The organism is Paenibacillus sp. RUD330 (assembly GCF_002243345.2).
Lineage (GTDB): Bacteria > Bacillota > Bacilli > Paenibacillales > Paenibacillaceae > Paenibacillus_O.
Genome location: NZ_CP022655.2, coordinates 1,446,945 through 1,464,198, shown reverse-complemented (window position 1 = coordinate 1,464,198; position 17,254 = coordinate 1,446,945). Strand labels below are relative to the sequence as shown.

Here is a 17,254-nt window from a genome sequence, read left to right as displayed (position 1 = left end):
ACGATACTTGTTCATTTGCTTAGCTTACGAGTGCATAAATCTCAATCAGCTTTTCCTTCTCGTTAAGCCAATTATATGTGGAGCGGGCTTGCAGGCAATTTAGTTGCATTTTTTTATGTTCATCTGGATTCCTCAACAGATGGTTCACACCTTCTGCTATTGATGCCGGGCTATGGGAGTCGACACAGACACCGACCTCTTCCTCCGTGACAACACGCTGAATTTCCGGAAAGCTGCAAGCAACGACCGGAACAGTGCTCATGATATATTCAAATAATTTGTTGGAAGAAGCTGAGTAATGATTAAAGCATATATTGTTCAACAATTGAAAACCTAAATATGCATTTTGAGTATAATGATGGAGATCAGACAATGGGACTTTAGGCAAGAACTTTACTCGGTCTTCTAAGTTCATTTTAGCCACCATTTTCACTAGATCAGGTTTTAGCCGGCCATCCCCTATCAACACCACTACGCCTCTATCCATTAGCGGTACAGCTTGAATAAGCTTGTCCAGCCCTCTTCCTATCTGAATACCGCCTTGATACAGCAGAATGGGTTCATCTACAGGCACATTAAGCATGGAATACAGATCAATTTTTCTTTTCGTTTCTGATTTGCTTGGAATAGGATAGTTGTGCAGCACTTTAGGATAGAACCCATATAATTGCTCAGAATATTGAGCTCTCGTGTGATTTTCAGTTATCATGACATCAACTTGCTTTACAAAGAATTTCTCCGCTATGCCGTATAGTGGGCTGTTATATCCGGTACGGCTCGTTTGTACTTCATGGGAATCATAAATCCACTTTCTCTTTTTCAAAATACGAGCGCATATATAGCCTTGCGGTAAGGTATTGAGATCATTGGAATGATAGATATCATACTTACGTGATATTCCTTTTGCAATCATCTGCAAGGCTATAAGCATCCTTAAATAAGCTGTTCTCAGCTTCTGTGGAAACATCAACAACCCCATAAGCAACAGCATAGCCATCCATAGTGGAAAAAAGAAAAGACCTGCAGCGAGAACTGTGCAGATCAGCAATTTACACACGAAGTGTTTGTTCCATATTTTTTTCAAATGAAAAGCCGTTCCACTGATAAGATTTAGATAGAGGAATCGATTTCGAACGCGAATAACTTTAAATCCTTCTGGCAGCATTTCTTCGTAAGGAAGACCATGAGTATGAATTGCAATTAAATCAACATCATATCCAAGCTCCGCCAGTGTACTGCATTCCCGCATAACTCGAGCATCATTTGTAAAGTGGTTCCAAACGAACATGCACACTCTCTTGTTCATACTTCTTCTCCAATACTTCTGTCAGTACCTGAATATTGCGACTCCACTTGAAATTTTTTTCTGCGTAGCGGAGACCGTTATTCCCTAACTGAAGCCTTAAATTTGAATTTGTTTTTAGTTGTAGAATATAATTCACCAGTTCATCAGAGCTGCTCTTTTCAGCAACATACCCACACTCCGCTGCTTTAATCGTATTCGCAGCATAGCCGCCTACTGATCCGATAATCGGTTTTCCAGCGCTCATATAATCAATGATCTTTCCAGGCAGCACTTTTTCAAACACTTTATTATCCGTTAAGCTCACAAAAGCAACATGTGCCGCTTTAATGATTTTCATCGTTTCAACTTTGCTAGCAGCCTTGAGTATTTGAACGTTGTCGAGCTTAAGATCCTCTATCTTTTTCTTTAGCTCTTCACATCGATAGCCATAGCCAATAATTTTAAATTTGATATCGCTATTCATTTGCAAATGTTGAGCGATCTCAAGCAAAATATCCAAATCTTGCGCCAATCCTATGTTGCCGCTATAAACGACCGTGAAGCTGTTATCATCAGCTATTTCATCACTCTCTAGGAGAAACTCCGAATCCGATAATGAATTAGGCATAAAACTGACCTTATCTTTTGAAACTCCTCGTTCCAACAAATCAGGAACAAATCCCTCGCTGTTTACAATAATATGTTCTGAATCTCGATACATTTTTTTTTCAATCAAATAAGCAATTGAAGCAAAAGGCTTAACGGATGATAAACCAATCCCTTTGATAGAATCTGACCAAATATCACGAATATCAAGAATAAGAGGACATTTAAGCATTTTTTTCGCGGCAATTCCTGCCAAGGCAACGAAAATCGCTGGCGTTGTTGCAAGAACAAAATCATATCCAACGGGTTTTAATCTTTTAAGCTCTCTTTGAAACTTATAATTCATTTCTGCATACAGAAGCAAGCGATTAAAAATATTATGAGTATACCTTCTGGCTCTTATTCCAACTCGTATAACCTCATGATTCCCGTTTTTTTTATTCCAATATTTAAAATCCTTATACATATTTCGATTGGGATAGCTTGGATCAGTAGTCAACACCGTTACATGATGTCCACTCAACCTCAACTCGCTTACGATATTTGTCATTCTATTTGCGGCACTACCGATTTCCGGGTAGTAATTTTGTGTTATGATCAATATTCTTTTCACCAACTACTACCCCCTTTTAATTGTTATCTCCGTTGAAGCACCAGCTATAAATTCTAGGATTAAACGAGTTAGAATACATAGCTGGGGCTTCACTAAAAAAATTTGGGCATTCAACCCGCCCTCACATCATGCCCTCGACGATGAACGTCTAAGGTCTCCTAACCCACAGCATGACCGAGTGTCTCCAGTGATAAAGGTACAGGAGGCATTACCTTACATTCCTTTACTTGCCGTTTTCCTGTTTGAGCAGCCGTTCTTCCTGCTTGATCACTTCTTCGTAATTCCGGCCTTGGCTGACGCCATATTTCTTGGCGATTGCGATGAGCTCGTCATACTGCTCCGGGGTGACTTTATCATGAATGATGGCGCGGGCTTCCCGTTTCTTCTCGCGGGTCAAGCCTCCTTGGGCCAGCTGCTGTAGCTTGCGGATGTCGCTCAGGCTCAGCTTTTTCAGGAGAATCGCCATGACGTCCATTTTGTCCGAAACCGAGACATCTTCCTTTATTTCCTTGATTTTTTCTCCGGTCAGATTGGCTGTATATCCTTTTGGATCTTTGGCCGCTTCTTTTTTCGCTGCAGGAGCTTTTTCCCCCGACGAAACGGTATCTTGGGCTGCTTTTTGCACGTTTCCGTCCGCCTGCTTCTCCTTTGAGCCTTCATCTGCGGAAGTTTCCGCTGGCGCAGTCGTTTCCCCTGATTTGCCGACGGCAGTCGCGACGACCTGCTCGGACATGGAATCAAGAAACTTATTCAAGAGATAATTTGTCGTTGCAATACCGCCGGAACCGAGAGCTGCAACAACGACTCCCGTCCACACCAGTACTTTTGTCTTTTTTCGCATGGGCTTTCCTTCCCTGTCGGAATGATAGCCAGCCGACAGCTAAAGTTTAAAAAGTCTTCCTCTTAGGAGAACAAACAAAAGAGGAAGACGGCGACTATTTTATGCTTCAACCAAAGTGAAGAACATTATTTGACTTGCAGTGCCCGGTAGATCATGACGGCCGCTTCGGCGCGGCTGGCATTAGCGTTCGGCTTGAAGTAGCCATTGTCCCCGATGACGATGTTGAGGCTGGCTGCCAGAGCAGCGCCTTCTCGGAGGGAAGCGTTGATGCTGGCGCCGTCTTTGAACGCAGCCAGATTCGTGTCCGTCCCTGCCGCGGCTTCCTTGCTGATCTTATTGCTTGCTTTCAGCGTGCGGGATACCATCGTTGCCATCTCGGCACGGGTGATCGGAGCGTTCGGCGCAAAGAGCGAAGCCGTCCGGCCATTGATGATTCCTTTGTTGACGGCGTACCCGACATACGGAGCAAACCAGGATTGGCTTGGAACATCGCTGAACGAGCCCGCTTCCGATTTGCCCTCCAGATTGAAGGCATGAATCAGCATCTTCGCAAACTCGGCCCGGGTAACGGTGCCCTTAGGATCGAAGCTTCCGTTTCCTCTGCCTTCAATCGCGCCTTTGGCGGCAAGAACCTCGATTTGCCTTCCAGCCCACGCTTTTACGGAGAGAACATCGTTGAAAGCGACTTTGTTCTCCAAGACAACATAAGAAGAGAAATGATTGCGCGGCTCAACCAAGTAGTCCCCGTTCAGCTCCCCGCCCTGGAATTTCAAGCTCCCGTTATCGATGCGGGCTGCGCTGAGCAGCTCCTTGTCCACTCCAGCCGAAGCTGCAACCGGAATCCACAGGCTGATCGGATGATCAAAGCTCTCCGTCGCAACTCCGCCAAGGGTAAGGCTGAAGTCATAAACGGGAGAAACGGCCTTGTACGCTTTCAGACTGGCTTGCTGAGAAGCATCCTGCTGCTTGATCGTGAAGGCAAACGATTTTTGGAACTCATCCGCACGAGGGAAGGATGCGGTCAAGCCATTCACGGTTACATCCAGAGAACCGAATGGAATCGCTCCCCACTTCTGCATGGATGCTTCCGGAATCTTGAGCGTGACCGTTTCCTGGGCTACATTCCCTAAATCAATCTTGAATGCGACGGATGGAAGGCTTTCCTTGGAGCCCGCTTTATTCAGGAAATCAGCAAGCTTGTCCAGAATAGCCTTTGCTTTGTCCAGCAGATCGTTCAGCTCAGGACCCAGCTCTACCAACGCCTCGCTGCCGGCAACTACGGCAAGCTTGGATGCATCCAAGGTTTGAACTTTCTTCAGCTCTTCATTGGCCAGCTGGACGGCTTGCTTCACAAGCTCCTGCTTCTCGGAATCCGATGCATTGGCCAGCTTTTGGAGAAGCTGGTTGAAGGTCGAATCCAAATCCGATGCAGGAGGCGTGACGATAACCGTTGGATAGGTAGGATTTACGGGTGGATCTACAGGATTTACGGGATCTACGGGATCTACAGGATCTACAGGAACTCCCGGATTTGCAGCATCCAGATCAAGAATTTTGAAATAAGCTTTGACCAGTGAATTGACGGCAGCGCTATATACAGGCTCGCCGATTGCATCCCTGATGTTGTTTTTTACTGCCTTCAGATCCTCGGAATTGATTCCGTAGTGATTGAACAGCTTGTTTACCGGGCTGTTTTCTTCTTTTCGAACGTCAGCCAGCAGCGATTCCAAAAACGCCTCCTGCTTGGACTCGTCCTTGGTCAGAGCAGAGAGTTCAACGGCGCTCAAGGCAAGCAGCTTGGTCTGAGCGAGGTCTTGGATATGTACGAAGTATTCGATTACAGCGTCTACACTTACACTTGTATCCAGTCCGGCTGCAGAGGAAAGTTCAACAAGAACCTTTCGGTACGCCTCATTGCTGCGCAGCTTTTCGAGGAATGCGCCTTCTGGATCATAGTTCAGGTAGAGGATTTCATTTGCCAGATCTCCGAGAACATGCTTCTGATCTTCCGTAAGATTGAATTTCCCCATTACCGGCCGGATCAGATCATGCTTGCTGTCGTCTGGAACCGCTTGGATAGCCTTTAACGCGGCCTCAAGATTTTCTTTCCCCGCAGCATCGAGAGCCTCGTGCAATTGCTTGATTTTCCCCAGCACATCCGTCTGTGTCGTACTGCTCGCTGCACGGACAACCGGGACACCGAGCAGTTGAGAAACTCCATTCGTAGAAAGAGGAATTCCTGAGAGACCGCCCGCCAGCACAGTAGCAGCTACTGTACATTTAATTATATTTTTTCCAACTTTATTTTTACTCATCTCTTCACCCCATTTGTTGTATATATGGAAAATTAATCTTAGGCCATACTAGCACCATATTTAGACAATGGTCAAGGAAAAATCCCGATTTATTATATTTCTTAAGTCCTAAAACGAGTCAGACAACTAGGGATTAACGCCTATATATCGCTATGTTATTATGTTTATTTCAATATTTGTATGGTCGAATTCTCCTATTTTTCGCATTCGTTCGAATCATTAAATACAAATAATTATTATATAAATTAATCTATATTTTTAGGATTTCAACATTTTCAGATTGATTATTTAACATTAATTCATGTTTTTTAAGGAATTGAAAATTTCATTCATTACTTCTTTAAAGCACCGAAAAAAGCCTCCAGGACGATGTCCGCCCCTCCTTAACAGGAGAAACCGACATATCCGGAGGCTCACTTATTTTTTTCCATAAAATTACTTAAGTTTATCGGTTAAACAAAGCCGTCAAGCGGCGACATCCCGTCTCGTGAACACGAACCATGACAACGCCATGAAGATGACATAATAGCCGGCAAGGACGGCGAGAGAGAAGCCCAGCGTCATGCCGTCGCTCGTCCCGCTGGAGCCCATGCCGATGTATCGGGTCAGATCGAGATGCTGGAACAGCACGTAATCGACCCATTTGCGGTCGATCAGCCCGAACAGCTGGCCGAGCGTCTTGCCCATCAGCACGACGAACAAGGAAAGTCCGATCGCCAGGGCGCCGCTGCGGAACACCGAGGAAATCATGAATGCCAGCGTGACGGTCACGATCAGGGAGATGAACTGCATGATGAAGGACTGATTGAAATACGACCAGGCCGACATCGCAGGGTCCGTAGCTCCGAACACTTCCGCCGCCTTGACGCCTTTCTCGTAGCCGAAGAAGATGATATTGACCAGCAGCAGCGCGGCATACAGCAGCGCCATGCTGAAAAATCCGAACAGAAGCGTCGCCGCGTACTTGGACAGCAGAATCTTCGAACGGGACCATGGGCGGATCAGCAGCAGCTTGATCGTTCCCGCCGTGAATTCTCCCGCGACGATGTCAGCGGCGACAATGACGGCGAAAATGCTGACCAGCGGCATCATCACGATCGTCTCGATGCTGAGCATCTGCCACATGGAAGGCGTATTCGTACTGGATGCATAGGCGATTCCCGATACGGCGGCAACCGCAAGTATCATGAGTCCCCACATGATCCATACCCGGGCGCGCCGGTAGATCTTCATGTTCTCGTTGAGCACGAGATTCCCGAAATCAAACAACCGACTCACCTCCCGTGACTTCCAGGAATTGATCCTCGAGCGACTTCGCCTTGGACCTGATTCCGTATACCCGGATGCCTGCCTTCACCAGAAGAGCGTTGAGCTCCGCTATATCCTCGCGCAACGCGTCGATGACCAGCAGGCCGTCCCTTACCGTTGCGTGGATCTCCCTGCCCCCGTCATCTCCGGCAGGACGGATCGACTGGCGGATGACCGCCAGCGCATCGTCCGGACGGTCGAGCTCGAACTGGACCGGTACGGGCACCGCTTCCTGAGTCCCCCCGCCGCTGCGCAGAGAGCGGATATCGATCAGCTTGCCTGCCTGGATGATGGCGACCTGATCGCACATCAGCTCCATCTCGGAGAGCAGATGGCTCGAGACGAACACCGTAATCCCTTCCTCTTCGGCGAGCCTCCGCAGGTAATCCCTCAGCTCCCGGATGCCGGCGGGATCAAGGCCGTTGGTCGGCTCGTCCAGGATCAGCAGCGACGGCTTGTGCAGCAGCGCCTGGGCGACGCCGAGCCTCTGCCTCATGCCCAGCGAGTAGGTCTTCACCTTGTCGTGGATCCGCTTGTCCAGCCCCGCAAGACGAATGACTTCGTCGATGCGGTTCCGCCCGACTCCCGGAATCATCCGAGCGAAGTGAAGCAGGTTCTGGTACCCCGTCAAGTATTTGTACATCTCCGGGTTCTCGACGATGGCCCCTACATGGCGGATCGCCTTCTCATAGTCCGTGGCGATGCTGGCTCCGCCGATGCGGATCTCGCCTTCCGTCATTCTCATCAGGCCCACCATCATCCGGATCGTCGTCGTCTTGCCCGATCCGTTCGGACCGAGAAAGCCGAATACTTCACCCCGCGGCAAATCCAGAGTGAGGCCGTCGATAATGGTCTTGCCGCCTATTTTCTTGGTCACGTTCCTGAATTGAACGATCGCGCTCGTCTCCAAACTTGCACCTCCTCATCGACCTTCCAGCCGTTTACATATCCTGTTGTATTATAGACCATCAAGCAGGGTAAGTGGAACCTGGACCTTGGTCGGGAAAGCATTCCCCAGGCTGCCGCACGCATGCAGGAGCGGATCCGGGCAAAAAAAAACCTGCCTTGCTCAGGCAGGATCAGCCTCTGAGTAAAGTCAGGCAGTCAGAATCTTGCCGCGCCCGATAAATCCGCTTCCCTCTCTCGTCCTGCGCTCCGCAGGCAAGGCCACGATCTCGATATGGGCAACGCCGCTGTCCGAATCATCCGCATCCTGGCTCAAGGCGCAGGAACGGCAGTAACCGAGACGGTAGGAACGGCGGTAGAAACCGGTTTTGAACAGCATCTCCGCTTCCTGGCGGGACATCAACTTCTCGCAGCATACGCAGTGGAATTGCTCAGTCAAGCTGCATCTCTCCTTGGAGTAAAAATAGGACGGCTTGGGTTACGAAATGTATCTGATTCCTGGGCCAATAGCTCAGGATTCGCGGGCGACTGCTTCTTCTCGGCTGTAACCCCGCCATGACTATGACCTCATCCGACGACATCAACGACAGGATTTTGCTGCATGACGGACAGCTGTATACGGCTCGTAATCAATCTCATTCATTGTTACGATTTGTATCATAGCTCCTTCTATAATTTATGACAAATCTCGATTCCCGTCAAGGGCTAAAACTCATTTTTTTGTCGAATGCCTCTATTGGATGAATACGCTTACATATTTGACGAAAATAGCCGGATTCCTTCTCGGGATAATAATATATCAAAAAGCCCCGTATGCAATACCGTTAGGCATTGCATACGAGGCTCTGCGGTTCATTTCTACAGGCTCCATTCTCGTCCTCAGCTGATCTTGCCCCACTGCTCCCGGCTGTTCCGATCCATCCGCTCCAGCCCGGACAGCTCGTACCGCCGCTCGTCGTCGTCCGTCACGATCCATCTGTCTTCGGACAGCTCATGGATGCCTTCATGGAGGATGCTCATGCGCAGCGTGCTCGGTCCATAATCCGTCTCGACCGACCAGATCCACTCGGAGCCTTTTTTGCGGATGGCCACGATCCGCTCGATCCTGGGAATGATGTAGCTTCGCTCCAGCTCCAGGACGGCGGCCTGGCGGCTCTCCTCCTCCAGCAGATCCAGCTCGGCCAGCAAAGCGATCTCCATGTTGTCCTCGCAGGATCGGATGGAGATGAGCCGATCCGGCAAGGAGTAGGGGAAGCAGCGGACCAGCTTCACCCTTCCCATCTGCTCGCCGCCGCGCACCGCCTTCAGATAGCCTTCGCGGTTGTGGTACAGCAGCACGTCGTCCGGCTTGGAGCGGTTCATATAAACGAGATTGTTCGTCATTCCTATCCCACCTCCGAAGGCGACTCGGTCATCTGCTTCTGCGACTCGACCAGCCTGTAATAGGTTCCTTTGCTCTTGTACAGCTCGTCATGCGTGCCTGTCTCGGCTATGCGGCCGTTATCCAGCACGATGAGCCGGTCCGCCCCGCGGAGCGTGGACAGCCTGTGCGCGATCGCGATCGTCGTCCTGCCGCGGATCAAGCGGGCAAGAGCTTCCTGAATCTCGCGCTCCGTCTCGGTATCGACCGAAGCTGTCGCCTCGTCGAGGATAAGGATCGCCGGATCGAGCAGCACGGCCCGCGCGATTGCGATCCGCTGCTTCTCCCCGCCCGACAGCCGGTGCCCGCGCTCCCCGACCCTCGTCTCGTAGCCTTCGGGAAAGCCGCAGATGAAGGAATGGGCGTTGGCGATCCGAGCCGCCTCGATGATCCGCTCGGGAGTCGCGTCCTTCATGCCGTAGGCGATATTCTGGGCGATCGTGCCGTCGAACAGAAAGGTTTCCTGCAGCACGACCCCGATATGGGAGCGCAGGCTCTCCTGCCGGATATCCCGCAGATCGACCCCGTCCAGGCAGATGCGGCCGTCATCGGGATCGTAGAAGCGGCAGACCATGTTGATCAGCGTCGTCTTGCCCGCTCCGGAATGGCCCACCAGGCCGACCATCTCGCCGGGCCGGATGGCGAGATCGATTCCCTTGAGGACCGTCCGCTGCTTGTCGTAGCCGTACCTCACGCCCTCGAACCGGATCTCGCCCTGGACGGCCGGCAGCGGGGAAGCATGCTCGCTGTCCGGAGTGTCGCTCGGCGCGTCCATGATCTCGAAGATCCGCTCCGCCGATCCCATGACGCGGTTGATCATCCCGAGCGAAGCGCCCATGAACTGCAGCGGGCCGAAGAACATGACGAGGTAGGAAGCATAGGCCGTCAGCGATCCCAGCGACATGCTGCCGTCGAGGACATGCCTGCCGCCCATATACCAGACGAGCAGCCCGAAGGCCGCAATGACGAGAGAGAAGACGGGCGAGATGCCGATCCACATATTGCCCATGGAAATCATCTTCTTGACGAGCAGATCGTTGGCTTTGCCGAAGCGCTCCTTCTCCCTCTTCTCCTGGGCGAACGCCTTGATGACCCGGATGCCTTGGAGCGTTTCCCCGATGACATTGTTGACTCCCATCGTGCCCATCCACTGCGAGTACCACATGACCTGCACGCGCGGCCACAGCCAGAGCATCCCGAGAGCGAGGAAGGGAAGCGGAATCAGGATCATCCAGGTCAGAGGCGCGTTGAGGTAGAACAGCAGGCCAAGCACCCCGACCGCCATCAGAACCTGCGACAGGATCTGGATGAATCCCTCCGTCAGGAACTGCTTGAGCTCCTCCGTATCGTTCTGGACGCGCCCGATGAACTGGGATACCTGCCTCCGGTCGAAAAATCCGAGCGACAGCCGCATCAGCGAGGCGAACGCATCCTTGCGGATATCGCCCATCAGCTTGCCGCCGAAGCGCAGGCCGATATAGCTTCTGGCCATGGACAAGCCGGTTCCGGCCAGATGGGCGCCGGCCATCGCGCCGATGAGCAGGAGAAGCGCCGATGCGTTTCCGCCCAAGGTGAAGTTGTCGATCAGGAGCTTCATGAGATAGGTGGGGAGCAGTTCGAGGAGAATGCTCAGCAGCAGCAGGATGCCGCTGGCCTTCATCAGCTTGCGGTGAGGCGATGCATAAGCGAGTATGCGCCGGAACATCTTGGCCTTGTTGCTGCAGCGCAGGCACTTGGTCCGCCGGTGCAGCAGGCGCCTGCCGCAGACGGCGCAGGCTCTGCCCTCCCGCTGACGGGCGTCCGCGCCAGGCTCGCGCTCGGCTTCGCCGCCGTGGCCATGCCGCCCGCTGACGGGCGGTGGCGCGGACGTCTCCAGCAACGCGGAGAAGCCCGGAACAGGCACCGGCTCGTCGAGCCAGGCCCGGATGGCCGGCATCGCCTTGGCGCATGCCTCCGCATGGCCGGAGGAGAAGCGGCCCGCCTCCCGCATGCCGTCCCTCGTCATCAGGATCAAAGCGCCGCCAGACAAAGCCTGGCGGAATTCGATATCGTCGATCGTCCCTTTGGGGTATCTGCGCTGCAGCTGCCCCCTGTCGTTCAGAACCGCGACCTCCCGGTCGGTGAACAGGATGAGATAAGACTCGAATTGGCGCGCCTCGTTGATGTCCCCGCTCAGCTTGAGCCAGGCTCCATCAAGCCTCTGCCTGAGAGCGGAGGCCGCTCCCGGCGCCTCGCCTTCGAGTGAAGCCTTCTGCTGCTTCGGTGTCCTTGCCATATTGCTACCGGCCTTTCCGCGCTCAGCTCCGGCGCACTAAGATGTGGAGCGGTAGAGAGGCTTCCTGGACATGCTCCAATTGCCCAGCCTGCGCAGCACCTTGCGCGTCAGCGGGATGCGAAGCACGAGCAGGCGCAGCGCCCGGGAGCGGAACCCGCTATCCAGCTTCCATCCCGAGCCGCTCCTGACTCCCGTCCACTTCGCCAGAATCGCTCCGGCAGGCACGGGATCATCCGGGATGAAGCTCGTATCCCCCCGGAACAGAAAAACATCGTCTCCGTCTTCGCTTCCTATGGCGACCAGCCTGTGTCCGGTCATGATTCCATAGGCGTTGACGAACAAGCATACATCCCCTACGGCCAGATCCGCGACATCCGTCGTGACGAACCGGCTGACATCGCCTTCCTGGATTAGGGGATACATGCTCATCCCGAAGGACGGCAGCTCGATGCTGCCGCGCTTGCGCAGCAAGGCGGCAACGATCGGAGCCATATCCTCTCCCCTGCTATCCATGCGTGACCAGTCCCACTTTGATCAGCTCCGCGATGAACGCCTCCGCATCCCTCCTGGCGACCTCGCGGTCCACATCGTACTCGGAGGCGATCCTGTCGATGAGCCGCTCAATCGTGTTGTGATGCTCCAGCTGCTCCCAGATATAACCGCCCAGCTCGTTGACCTTGGTAATGGAATGGCTGTCGAGATCAAGCAGCACCCATTCCCCGTCCATCTCCGCCGACTCGACGGATTCCTGCCGGCGCAGGATCCGGCCTGCCGATATCGTCATGAAATCTGCCCCCAGAACGCATCGTTTTTTTGAAAATAGAGATTGTACGCAGGCACCTTCTCGACGACCTCGCGGCATGCCGCGATCATCTTGCCCGTCTCCAGCTTGCTGTGCTTCCAATAGAACACCTTGTCCATAAGGCCGATCAAGGTGTCCACCTTGCCCAGCCGGACTCTTTGCACATCCGGCGACTGGATGAGGAAATGGATGCCGCCAAGCGGGCAGCTGCTCGCCTCGCCCCGCTCCTCGTTCTCGCTGCGCAGCGGCGAGTCCTGAATGACGATGCCGCCCTCGCCGTCGAACAGCAGCAGAGTCGCCTCGTCGGACAAGATCGGCCGCGGCGCCGACAGCTCGGCGACCGTGGACTTGCCGGCGCCGGAGTGGCCGACGAAGATCCATGCCTTGCCGTTCTCCACGACGCAGGAGGAATGGATCAGCAAGCCTTTGCGACGGTGGATCAGCCAGGCGCTGTACCAGGCGATGAGCGCATGCTTGAGCGCCAGATCGTCGAATACCTTCAGATCGACGCTGCCGTAATCGGCCGAGACTTCCATCCGGTAGTCGATCCGCTTGTACGTCACCGTCTCGCCGTTGTCTTCGATCTCCACGGGACCGTCATCGTACATGGAGCCGTAGAAATCCGTTATGTACAGATGGATCGATTCGACGGCTTGGCCGCTGCCGTCCGTCGGCTCATCCGTTTCTTCCGGGAACCGGCTGGCGATCCATTCCTTCAGATGCTCGGTCTGGACGGTGAAAACAAGCCGGTGATCCCTGATTCTCGACGTATACAGATACATATTGTATCACCCCATATGTGACAATTCGCCGCATCGATGCTCCGAGAGAGGGGAACGGCGGCTAGAAGCCCGTTCCCCCTCAGGATTGCCGGTGCGGTGGATTACTTCGGACCGTCGTAACGGTCCAGATACCCGAGCGGCTTGCTGCAGCCGCAAGGACTGCCCGGGTTCGAGCCGTAGAACAGCTTGCAGATGAACGGCTTCATTCCTTGGCTGACACACCATTTGTAGAACCAGTTGTTGCTGATATTGACGGTTCCGAACTCGACCGTCTGATGCATAAGTACAGCTGGAGCCATATACGGCTTCATCGACATCCACCTCATCCAGAAAGCTGATCAACCTATTTTTTCGGAATCCAGCCTTCTGGGAAATCAAGCGGAGTCGAGATGCCTGATGCTCCTTTGGGGCCGATATTGCCATAAAACAGCCTGCAAATGAACGGCTTGAAGTTGTAGCACTTGCACCATTCATAAAAGAAATTATTGCTGATATTGACGGTGCCGAACTCAACCGCCTGATGCATGATGATCCGGGGAGACTGATACGACTTCATGACACCCACCTCGCGTCCCACTCCTATTGGTTCGGCTCACTTAGGCGTTCCCTTCACACCGTCAAACGGTGTATGGATGCCGTTCGCTCCGCCGATGCTTCCGCTGCCGTAGAACAGTCTGCAAATAAACGGACGGAAGTTGAACTGCTTGCACCACTTGTAGAAAAAGTTGTTGCTGATGTTGATCGTTCCGAATTCAACGGATTGATGCAGGATGACCTTAGGAGGATTGTACGCCTTCATGATTCTCCACCTCCTTTCTCCAATTTACGATACATTTTGTATCACGTCAAGAGGATTCCTTCAAGGAATTCCCTTGATATGACCAGAGGATCTTCCATTCATCGCCTTCCTTCGCCGCGTAGACCGTCTGCTCGAGATCGAAAACGCCAAAACTGCTCTCGTACAGCATCGTCACCGGCACGGCATAGACCTCCGGCAGCGCCGGACTGTCCGCGCTCATCTGCCAGCCGTTCACCGTCTTGCCGCCTCCGAGCTTGAAGCTGAAGGTCTTGACGCCGAAGTCCTGCATGAATACATGGGCTCGCTTCTGGATGTAGCTGTCCTTGGTGAAATGCTCCTTCATCTGGGAATGGAACAGCTCCCAGGACCCTCCGAAGTTGCCCTCCCGCTCCATCGTATAGAAGCTCTCCACGACTTCACGGGCGTCCCCCGAACCGTTCCCCTCCGCCAGTCCCGATATGCCCCTGACCAGCATCCAGGCCATCAGCAGCCCGGCTGCCGCAAGCAGCAGCTTGAAGACCGGAAATCTCCTTCTTCTCCGGAACAACGACATGACCCCCTGTCCGCCAAAAGTGCCTTAGGATATGCGGCCGGACAGGGATCTAGACCAGCGGAGGCCGATCGAGATGCTATATAGAATGAAGACCCCGAGGCTGCCGCCGATCAGATCGATCAGCACATCCTCGGGGTTCGGGGTACGCATGGTTGCGAATTGCTGGTTCAACTCGTCGCCGCAAGCGACCAGCAAAGTGAGCGCGACGACGTTGAACAGAACAATCGGCGGATAGATGCGGTAGGACCGCTGCAGAGACCAGGCCATTCCTGCAAGCACCGCATAGACGAACAGATGCGCCGACTTGCGGAAGATGAACTCCAGGACGTCGTAAGGATCGGCGGCCGTGTCATACTCATGCCCGTTGTAGGTGAACCCGAGGTCGGGCAGGAACGCCGCCGCCTGCTCGGCTGTGAAGCTCCTCTCCAGCGCGGGCTTGATCGTCTGCGTCTGGTAGGACTGCGAAGAGAACAGGAAGATCAGGGCAATCCAGGCGGCCAAGGACAACCATAACACCGGCTTCAGCCATGCGGCGCCGGCAGCAGACGGTTTCTTGGCCATCGCTGGCGCGTAGGCTCCCTTCATCGGCTGAGATCCCCCTTTCGACAGGTGAACGTCCTAATTCAACGAAGGCTGTGCCTCCTGCTCCTGATGCTTCTTGAGCAGCTCGTGGATCTTGTCCCTCTCGCCTTGATCAACGATGTAATACCAGATTCCGTTCATCATCTTGCCTTGGCCGCTGATCTCCTGCTGCTGGATCTTCTCGATCTTGGGCCGGTAATTGATCAGCATCTCCTTCATCGTGTCGAACGAGATGTCCGTCTTCACGTTGCTGCCGATCTCCTCCAGCATGTCGCTGGCCTTCGTCAGGCTGCTGACCGTAAGGGCGTTCTTCATCACCTGCTGGATGATATCGCGCTGGCGGGCCGTGCGGCCGAAGTCGCCTCGAGGATCGTCGTAGCGCATGCGGGAGTATAGCAGCGCGGATTCACCATCCAGCTTCAATTTGCCCTTGTCGTACTTTTGCCCGTCAATGGTGAAGCTGAACGGATTATTGACTTCAACTCCGCCCAACAAATCGACGACTTTAACGAAGCCTTCCATGTTGACCTTCACGTAGTAGTCCACCGGGAAGTCCAGAAAGCTCTCTACTGTCTGCACGGACATGTTCACGCCTCCGAAGGCATAAGCGTGGTTGATCTTGTCCTCGACATCGCGGCCGACGATGGTCGTCCTCGTGTCCCGCGGAATGCTCACCATGAGCAGGTCGTTTTTCTGCGGATTAGCCGCGAGCAGCAGCATCGTATCGGAGCGGCCTTGATCGCCGGGACGTTGGTCCACCCCCATTACGAGAACGGTGAAGGGCAGATTATCCGAGCTCACGGTCTGCGCCGTTTTGGCCACACCCGGATCCTTGCTCACGTAATTCGTGCGGCTGGTCGGCTCATAGACCTTGTGGGCCGTCCCCTTCAAGTTGTTGTAGAGGTACCAGCCGAAGCCTGCGACGGCAAGCCCTGAAATTAGCAGGACGGAGAGAACGGAAATCAAAACCCTCTTCTGGATGGTGCTCATCAGGTGTCATACTCCTTTGTGCCGGCTTTGTGCGCCCCAGAACTAAAGAGATGCTTAAGCCGATTACGATAGATTCGCATGTACAAAACCATCAAATGGCCTTCTTTTTTTTCTCTTAACTGAGTCTGGGCATAATCTTTTGGAGGGAATACTAGAAACCGAAGATGTTTAAACATACTGAATACCGAGTCATACATTACAAATAAAGAAACGAACCGAAATAAAAAATAGCGTTTACTTTTGATGCCTAATCCTGCTTCTCTCATAAGTTGTTCATTCCATAACGGCCAATGTTTTTTCGTGGGAAGATGTTCGACCAGATTCAAAGATGGAAATAATTTGTATACTAATGTTAAAACTATTATGAGTTTTGATTCATTCCCATCTTGCTTCGATTTATTCAACAATGAACTATAATTAAACTTTCCTTTTGATTGAACGATTAGTTGTGCTACATCAATAATATATTTTAGTGATAACATTTGATGATTAAATCCATGTATACAAATATGATAAATACTATCTTCATAATTCAATTCTTTTACGTAATTTCTGGAATTGATAGCAATTGATCGTTCCCAAAAAGGTTCCATAACTGTTTTGGAATCGTGATAACGAAGTATATTCCAGTGAAGTTCTACAGATAAAAAAGGGAATAATGGATTTTCATAAGATTTATTAAATACTAAATGGAAGTGATCATTATCAGGTACTTGATCTTTTATGAAAGATAGATTTACTAGAAGATCTGTAGCTGTTTGTATATCATTTTCTCTCACCAAAATATCAACATCAGTGGTTGGCCTTGCAGCAAAATGACCAAAAAAGCGTTCTGCTAAGATAGTGCCTTTAAGCGGGATAACTTCAATTCCAACTTCTTCAAATGCCTTAAGCATTTTTTTTTGTTCAACTCTAATAAGCATATTCTGAAAAAGAATCCGTTCAGCCTCGTTTTTAAGCTCCTGTACAAACCAATCAGGTACTTCTTTCAGTCTTCCCCTAGTACGTAGCAAATGATAAATTTGACTACCTATAAAGGAGTTCTTAATGTCGATCCAAGCAGAATACCAACCCTCTTCACTAATACTTTCAAACGCGTGTTCTCCATAGATATCATCCAATATTTGGATTATCTCACTTCTACGCATGAGGCCTCCAACGAGTATATTGATTTTTT

The 17,254-nt window shown here is 52.0% G+C and carries 19 protein-coding genes; all 19 read right to left on the bottom strand.

The genetic code is table 11. The annotated features are described in order from the left end of the window. Window positions 1-19: 19 nt before the first annotated feature. Window positions 20-1,306: a glycosyltransferase gene (locus CIC07_RS06370; protein WP_076359438.1), complete on the bottom strand. Its 1,287-nt coding sequence runs from the start codon at window positions 1,304-1,306 to the stop codon at window positions 20-22. After that, entirely contained in the window at window positions 1,260-2,504 is a 1,245-nt protein-coding gene (locus CIC07_RS06365) for a glycosyltransferase family 4 protein (protein ID WP_076359510.1), read from the bottom strand. The genes CIC07_RS06370 and CIC07_RS06365 overlap by 47 nt, the downstream gene beginning before the upstream one ends. 223 nt (window positions 2,505-2,727) lie before the next feature. Continuing rightward, window positions 2,728-3,345 carry a hypothetical protein gene (locus tag CIC07_RS06360; protein ID WP_076359437.1) on the bottom strand — a complete coding sequence of 206 codons (618 nt, stop codon included), beginning with the start codon at window positions 3,343-3,345 and terminating at the stop codon, window positions 2,728-2,730. A 125-nt stretch (window positions 3,346-3,470) separates the two neighbouring features. Continuing rightward, window positions 3,471-5,660 carry an S-layer homology domain-containing protein gene (locus CIC07_RS06355; RefSeq protein WP_083688681.1) on the bottom strand — a complete coding sequence of 730 codons (2,190 nt, stop codon included), beginning with the start codon at window positions 5,658-5,660 and terminating at the stop codon, window positions 3,471-3,473. Window positions 5,661-6,125: 465 nt separating this feature from the next. Next, complete coding sequence (locus CIC07_RS06350) at window positions 6,126-6,938, bottom strand: ABC transporter permease (RefSeq protein ID WP_234993093.1); 813 nt, start codon at window positions 6,936-6,938, stop codon at window positions 6,126-6,128. Beyond that, window positions 6,922-7,878, bottom strand: a complete 957-nt coding sequence (locus CIC07_RS06345; protein ID WP_076359434.1) for an ABC transporter ATP-binding protein — start codon at window positions 7,876-7,878, stop codon at window positions 6,922-6,924. Before CIC07_RS06345 ends, CIC07_RS06350 begins: the two co-directional genes overlap by 17 nt. A 186-nt stretch (window positions 7,879-8,064) precedes the next feature. Beyond that, window positions 8,065-8,313: a hypothetical protein gene (locus CIC07_RS06340; protein WP_076359433.1), complete on the bottom strand. Its 249-nt coding sequence runs from the start codon at window positions 8,311-8,313 to the stop codon at window positions 8,065-8,067. A 440-nt stretch (window positions 8,314-8,753) separates the two neighbouring features. Next, complete coding sequence (locus CIC07_RS06335) at window positions 8,754-9,257, bottom strand: DUF1854 domain-containing protein (RefSeq protein WP_076359432.1); 504 nt, start codon at window positions 9,255-9,257, stop codon at window positions 8,754-8,756. Between the two features lie 2 nt (window positions 9,258-9,259). Then, a complete protein-coding gene (locus tag CIC07_RS06330) occupies window positions 9,260-11,569 on the bottom strand; it encodes an ABC transporter ATP-binding protein (RefSeq protein WP_094248357.1) in 2,310 nt (769 codons plus the stop codon). A 36-nt stretch (window positions 11,570-11,605) separates the two neighbouring features. After that, complete coding sequence (locus CIC07_RS06325) at window positions 11,606-12,061, bottom strand: S24/S26 family peptidase (RefSeq protein ID WP_076359429.1); 456 nt, start codon at window positions 12,059-12,061, stop codon at window positions 11,606-11,608. Between the two features lie 13 nt (window positions 12,062-12,074). Further along, window positions 12,075-12,353 carry a PqqD family protein gene (locus tag CIC07_RS06320; RefSeq protein WP_076359428.1) on the bottom strand — a complete coding sequence of 93 codons (279 nt, stop codon included), beginning with the start codon at window positions 12,351-12,353 and terminating at the stop codon, window positions 12,075-12,077. Beyond that, window positions 12,350-13,153: a hypothetical protein gene (locus CIC07_RS06315; RefSeq protein ID WP_076359427.1), complete on the bottom strand. Its 804-nt coding sequence runs from the start codon at window positions 13,151-13,153 to the stop codon at window positions 12,350-12,352. The genes CIC07_RS06320 and CIC07_RS06315 overlap by 4 nt, the downstream gene beginning before the upstream one ends. A 101-nt stretch (window positions 13,154-13,254) precedes the next feature. Next, complete coding sequence (locus CIC07_RS06310) at window positions 13,255-13,464, bottom strand: hypothetical protein (RefSeq protein WP_076359426.1); 210 nt, start codon at window positions 13,462-13,464, stop codon at window positions 13,255-13,257. Window positions 13,465-13,496: 32 nt separating this feature from the next. Further along, window positions 13,497-13,718: a hypothetical protein gene (locus tag CIC07_RS06305; protein WP_157742030.1), complete on the bottom strand. Its 222-nt coding sequence runs from the start codon at window positions 13,716-13,718 to the stop codon at window positions 13,497-13,499. Between the two features lie 27 nt (window positions 13,719-13,745). Beyond that, entirely contained in the window at window positions 13,746-13,952 is a 207-nt protein-coding gene (locus tag CIC07_RS06300; protein ID WP_076359425.1) for a hypothetical protein, read from the bottom strand. Between the two features lie 46 nt (window positions 13,953-13,998). Beyond that, window positions 13,999-14,499 carry a hypothetical protein gene (locus tag CIC07_RS06295; protein WP_083688677.1) on the bottom strand — a complete coding sequence of 167 codons (501 nt, stop codon included), beginning with the start codon at window positions 14,497-14,499 and terminating at the stop codon, window positions 13,999-14,001. 30 nt (window positions 14,500-14,529) lie between these two features. Beyond that, window positions 14,530-15,090, bottom strand: a complete 561-nt coding sequence (locus CIC07_RS06290) for a VanZ family protein (protein WP_076359423.1) — start codon at window positions 15,088-15,090, stop codon at window positions 14,530-14,532. Window positions 15,091-15,123: 33 nt separating this feature from the next. Continuing rightward, entirely contained in the window at window positions 15,124-16,077 is a 954-nt protein-coding gene (locus CIC07_RS06285) for an LCP family glycopolymer transferase (protein WP_175619217.1), read from the bottom strand. Further along, window positions 16,077-17,225 (bottom strand): nucleotidyltransferase domain-containing protein, encoded by a 1,149-nt coding sequence (locus tag CIC07_RS06280; RefSeq protein ID WP_076359422.1) that lies wholly within the window; start codon window positions 17,223-17,225, stop codon window positions 16,077-16,079. The genes CIC07_RS06285 and CIC07_RS06280 overlap by 1 nt, the downstream gene beginning before the upstream one ends. Window positions 17,226-17,254 lie beyond the last annotated feature (29 nt).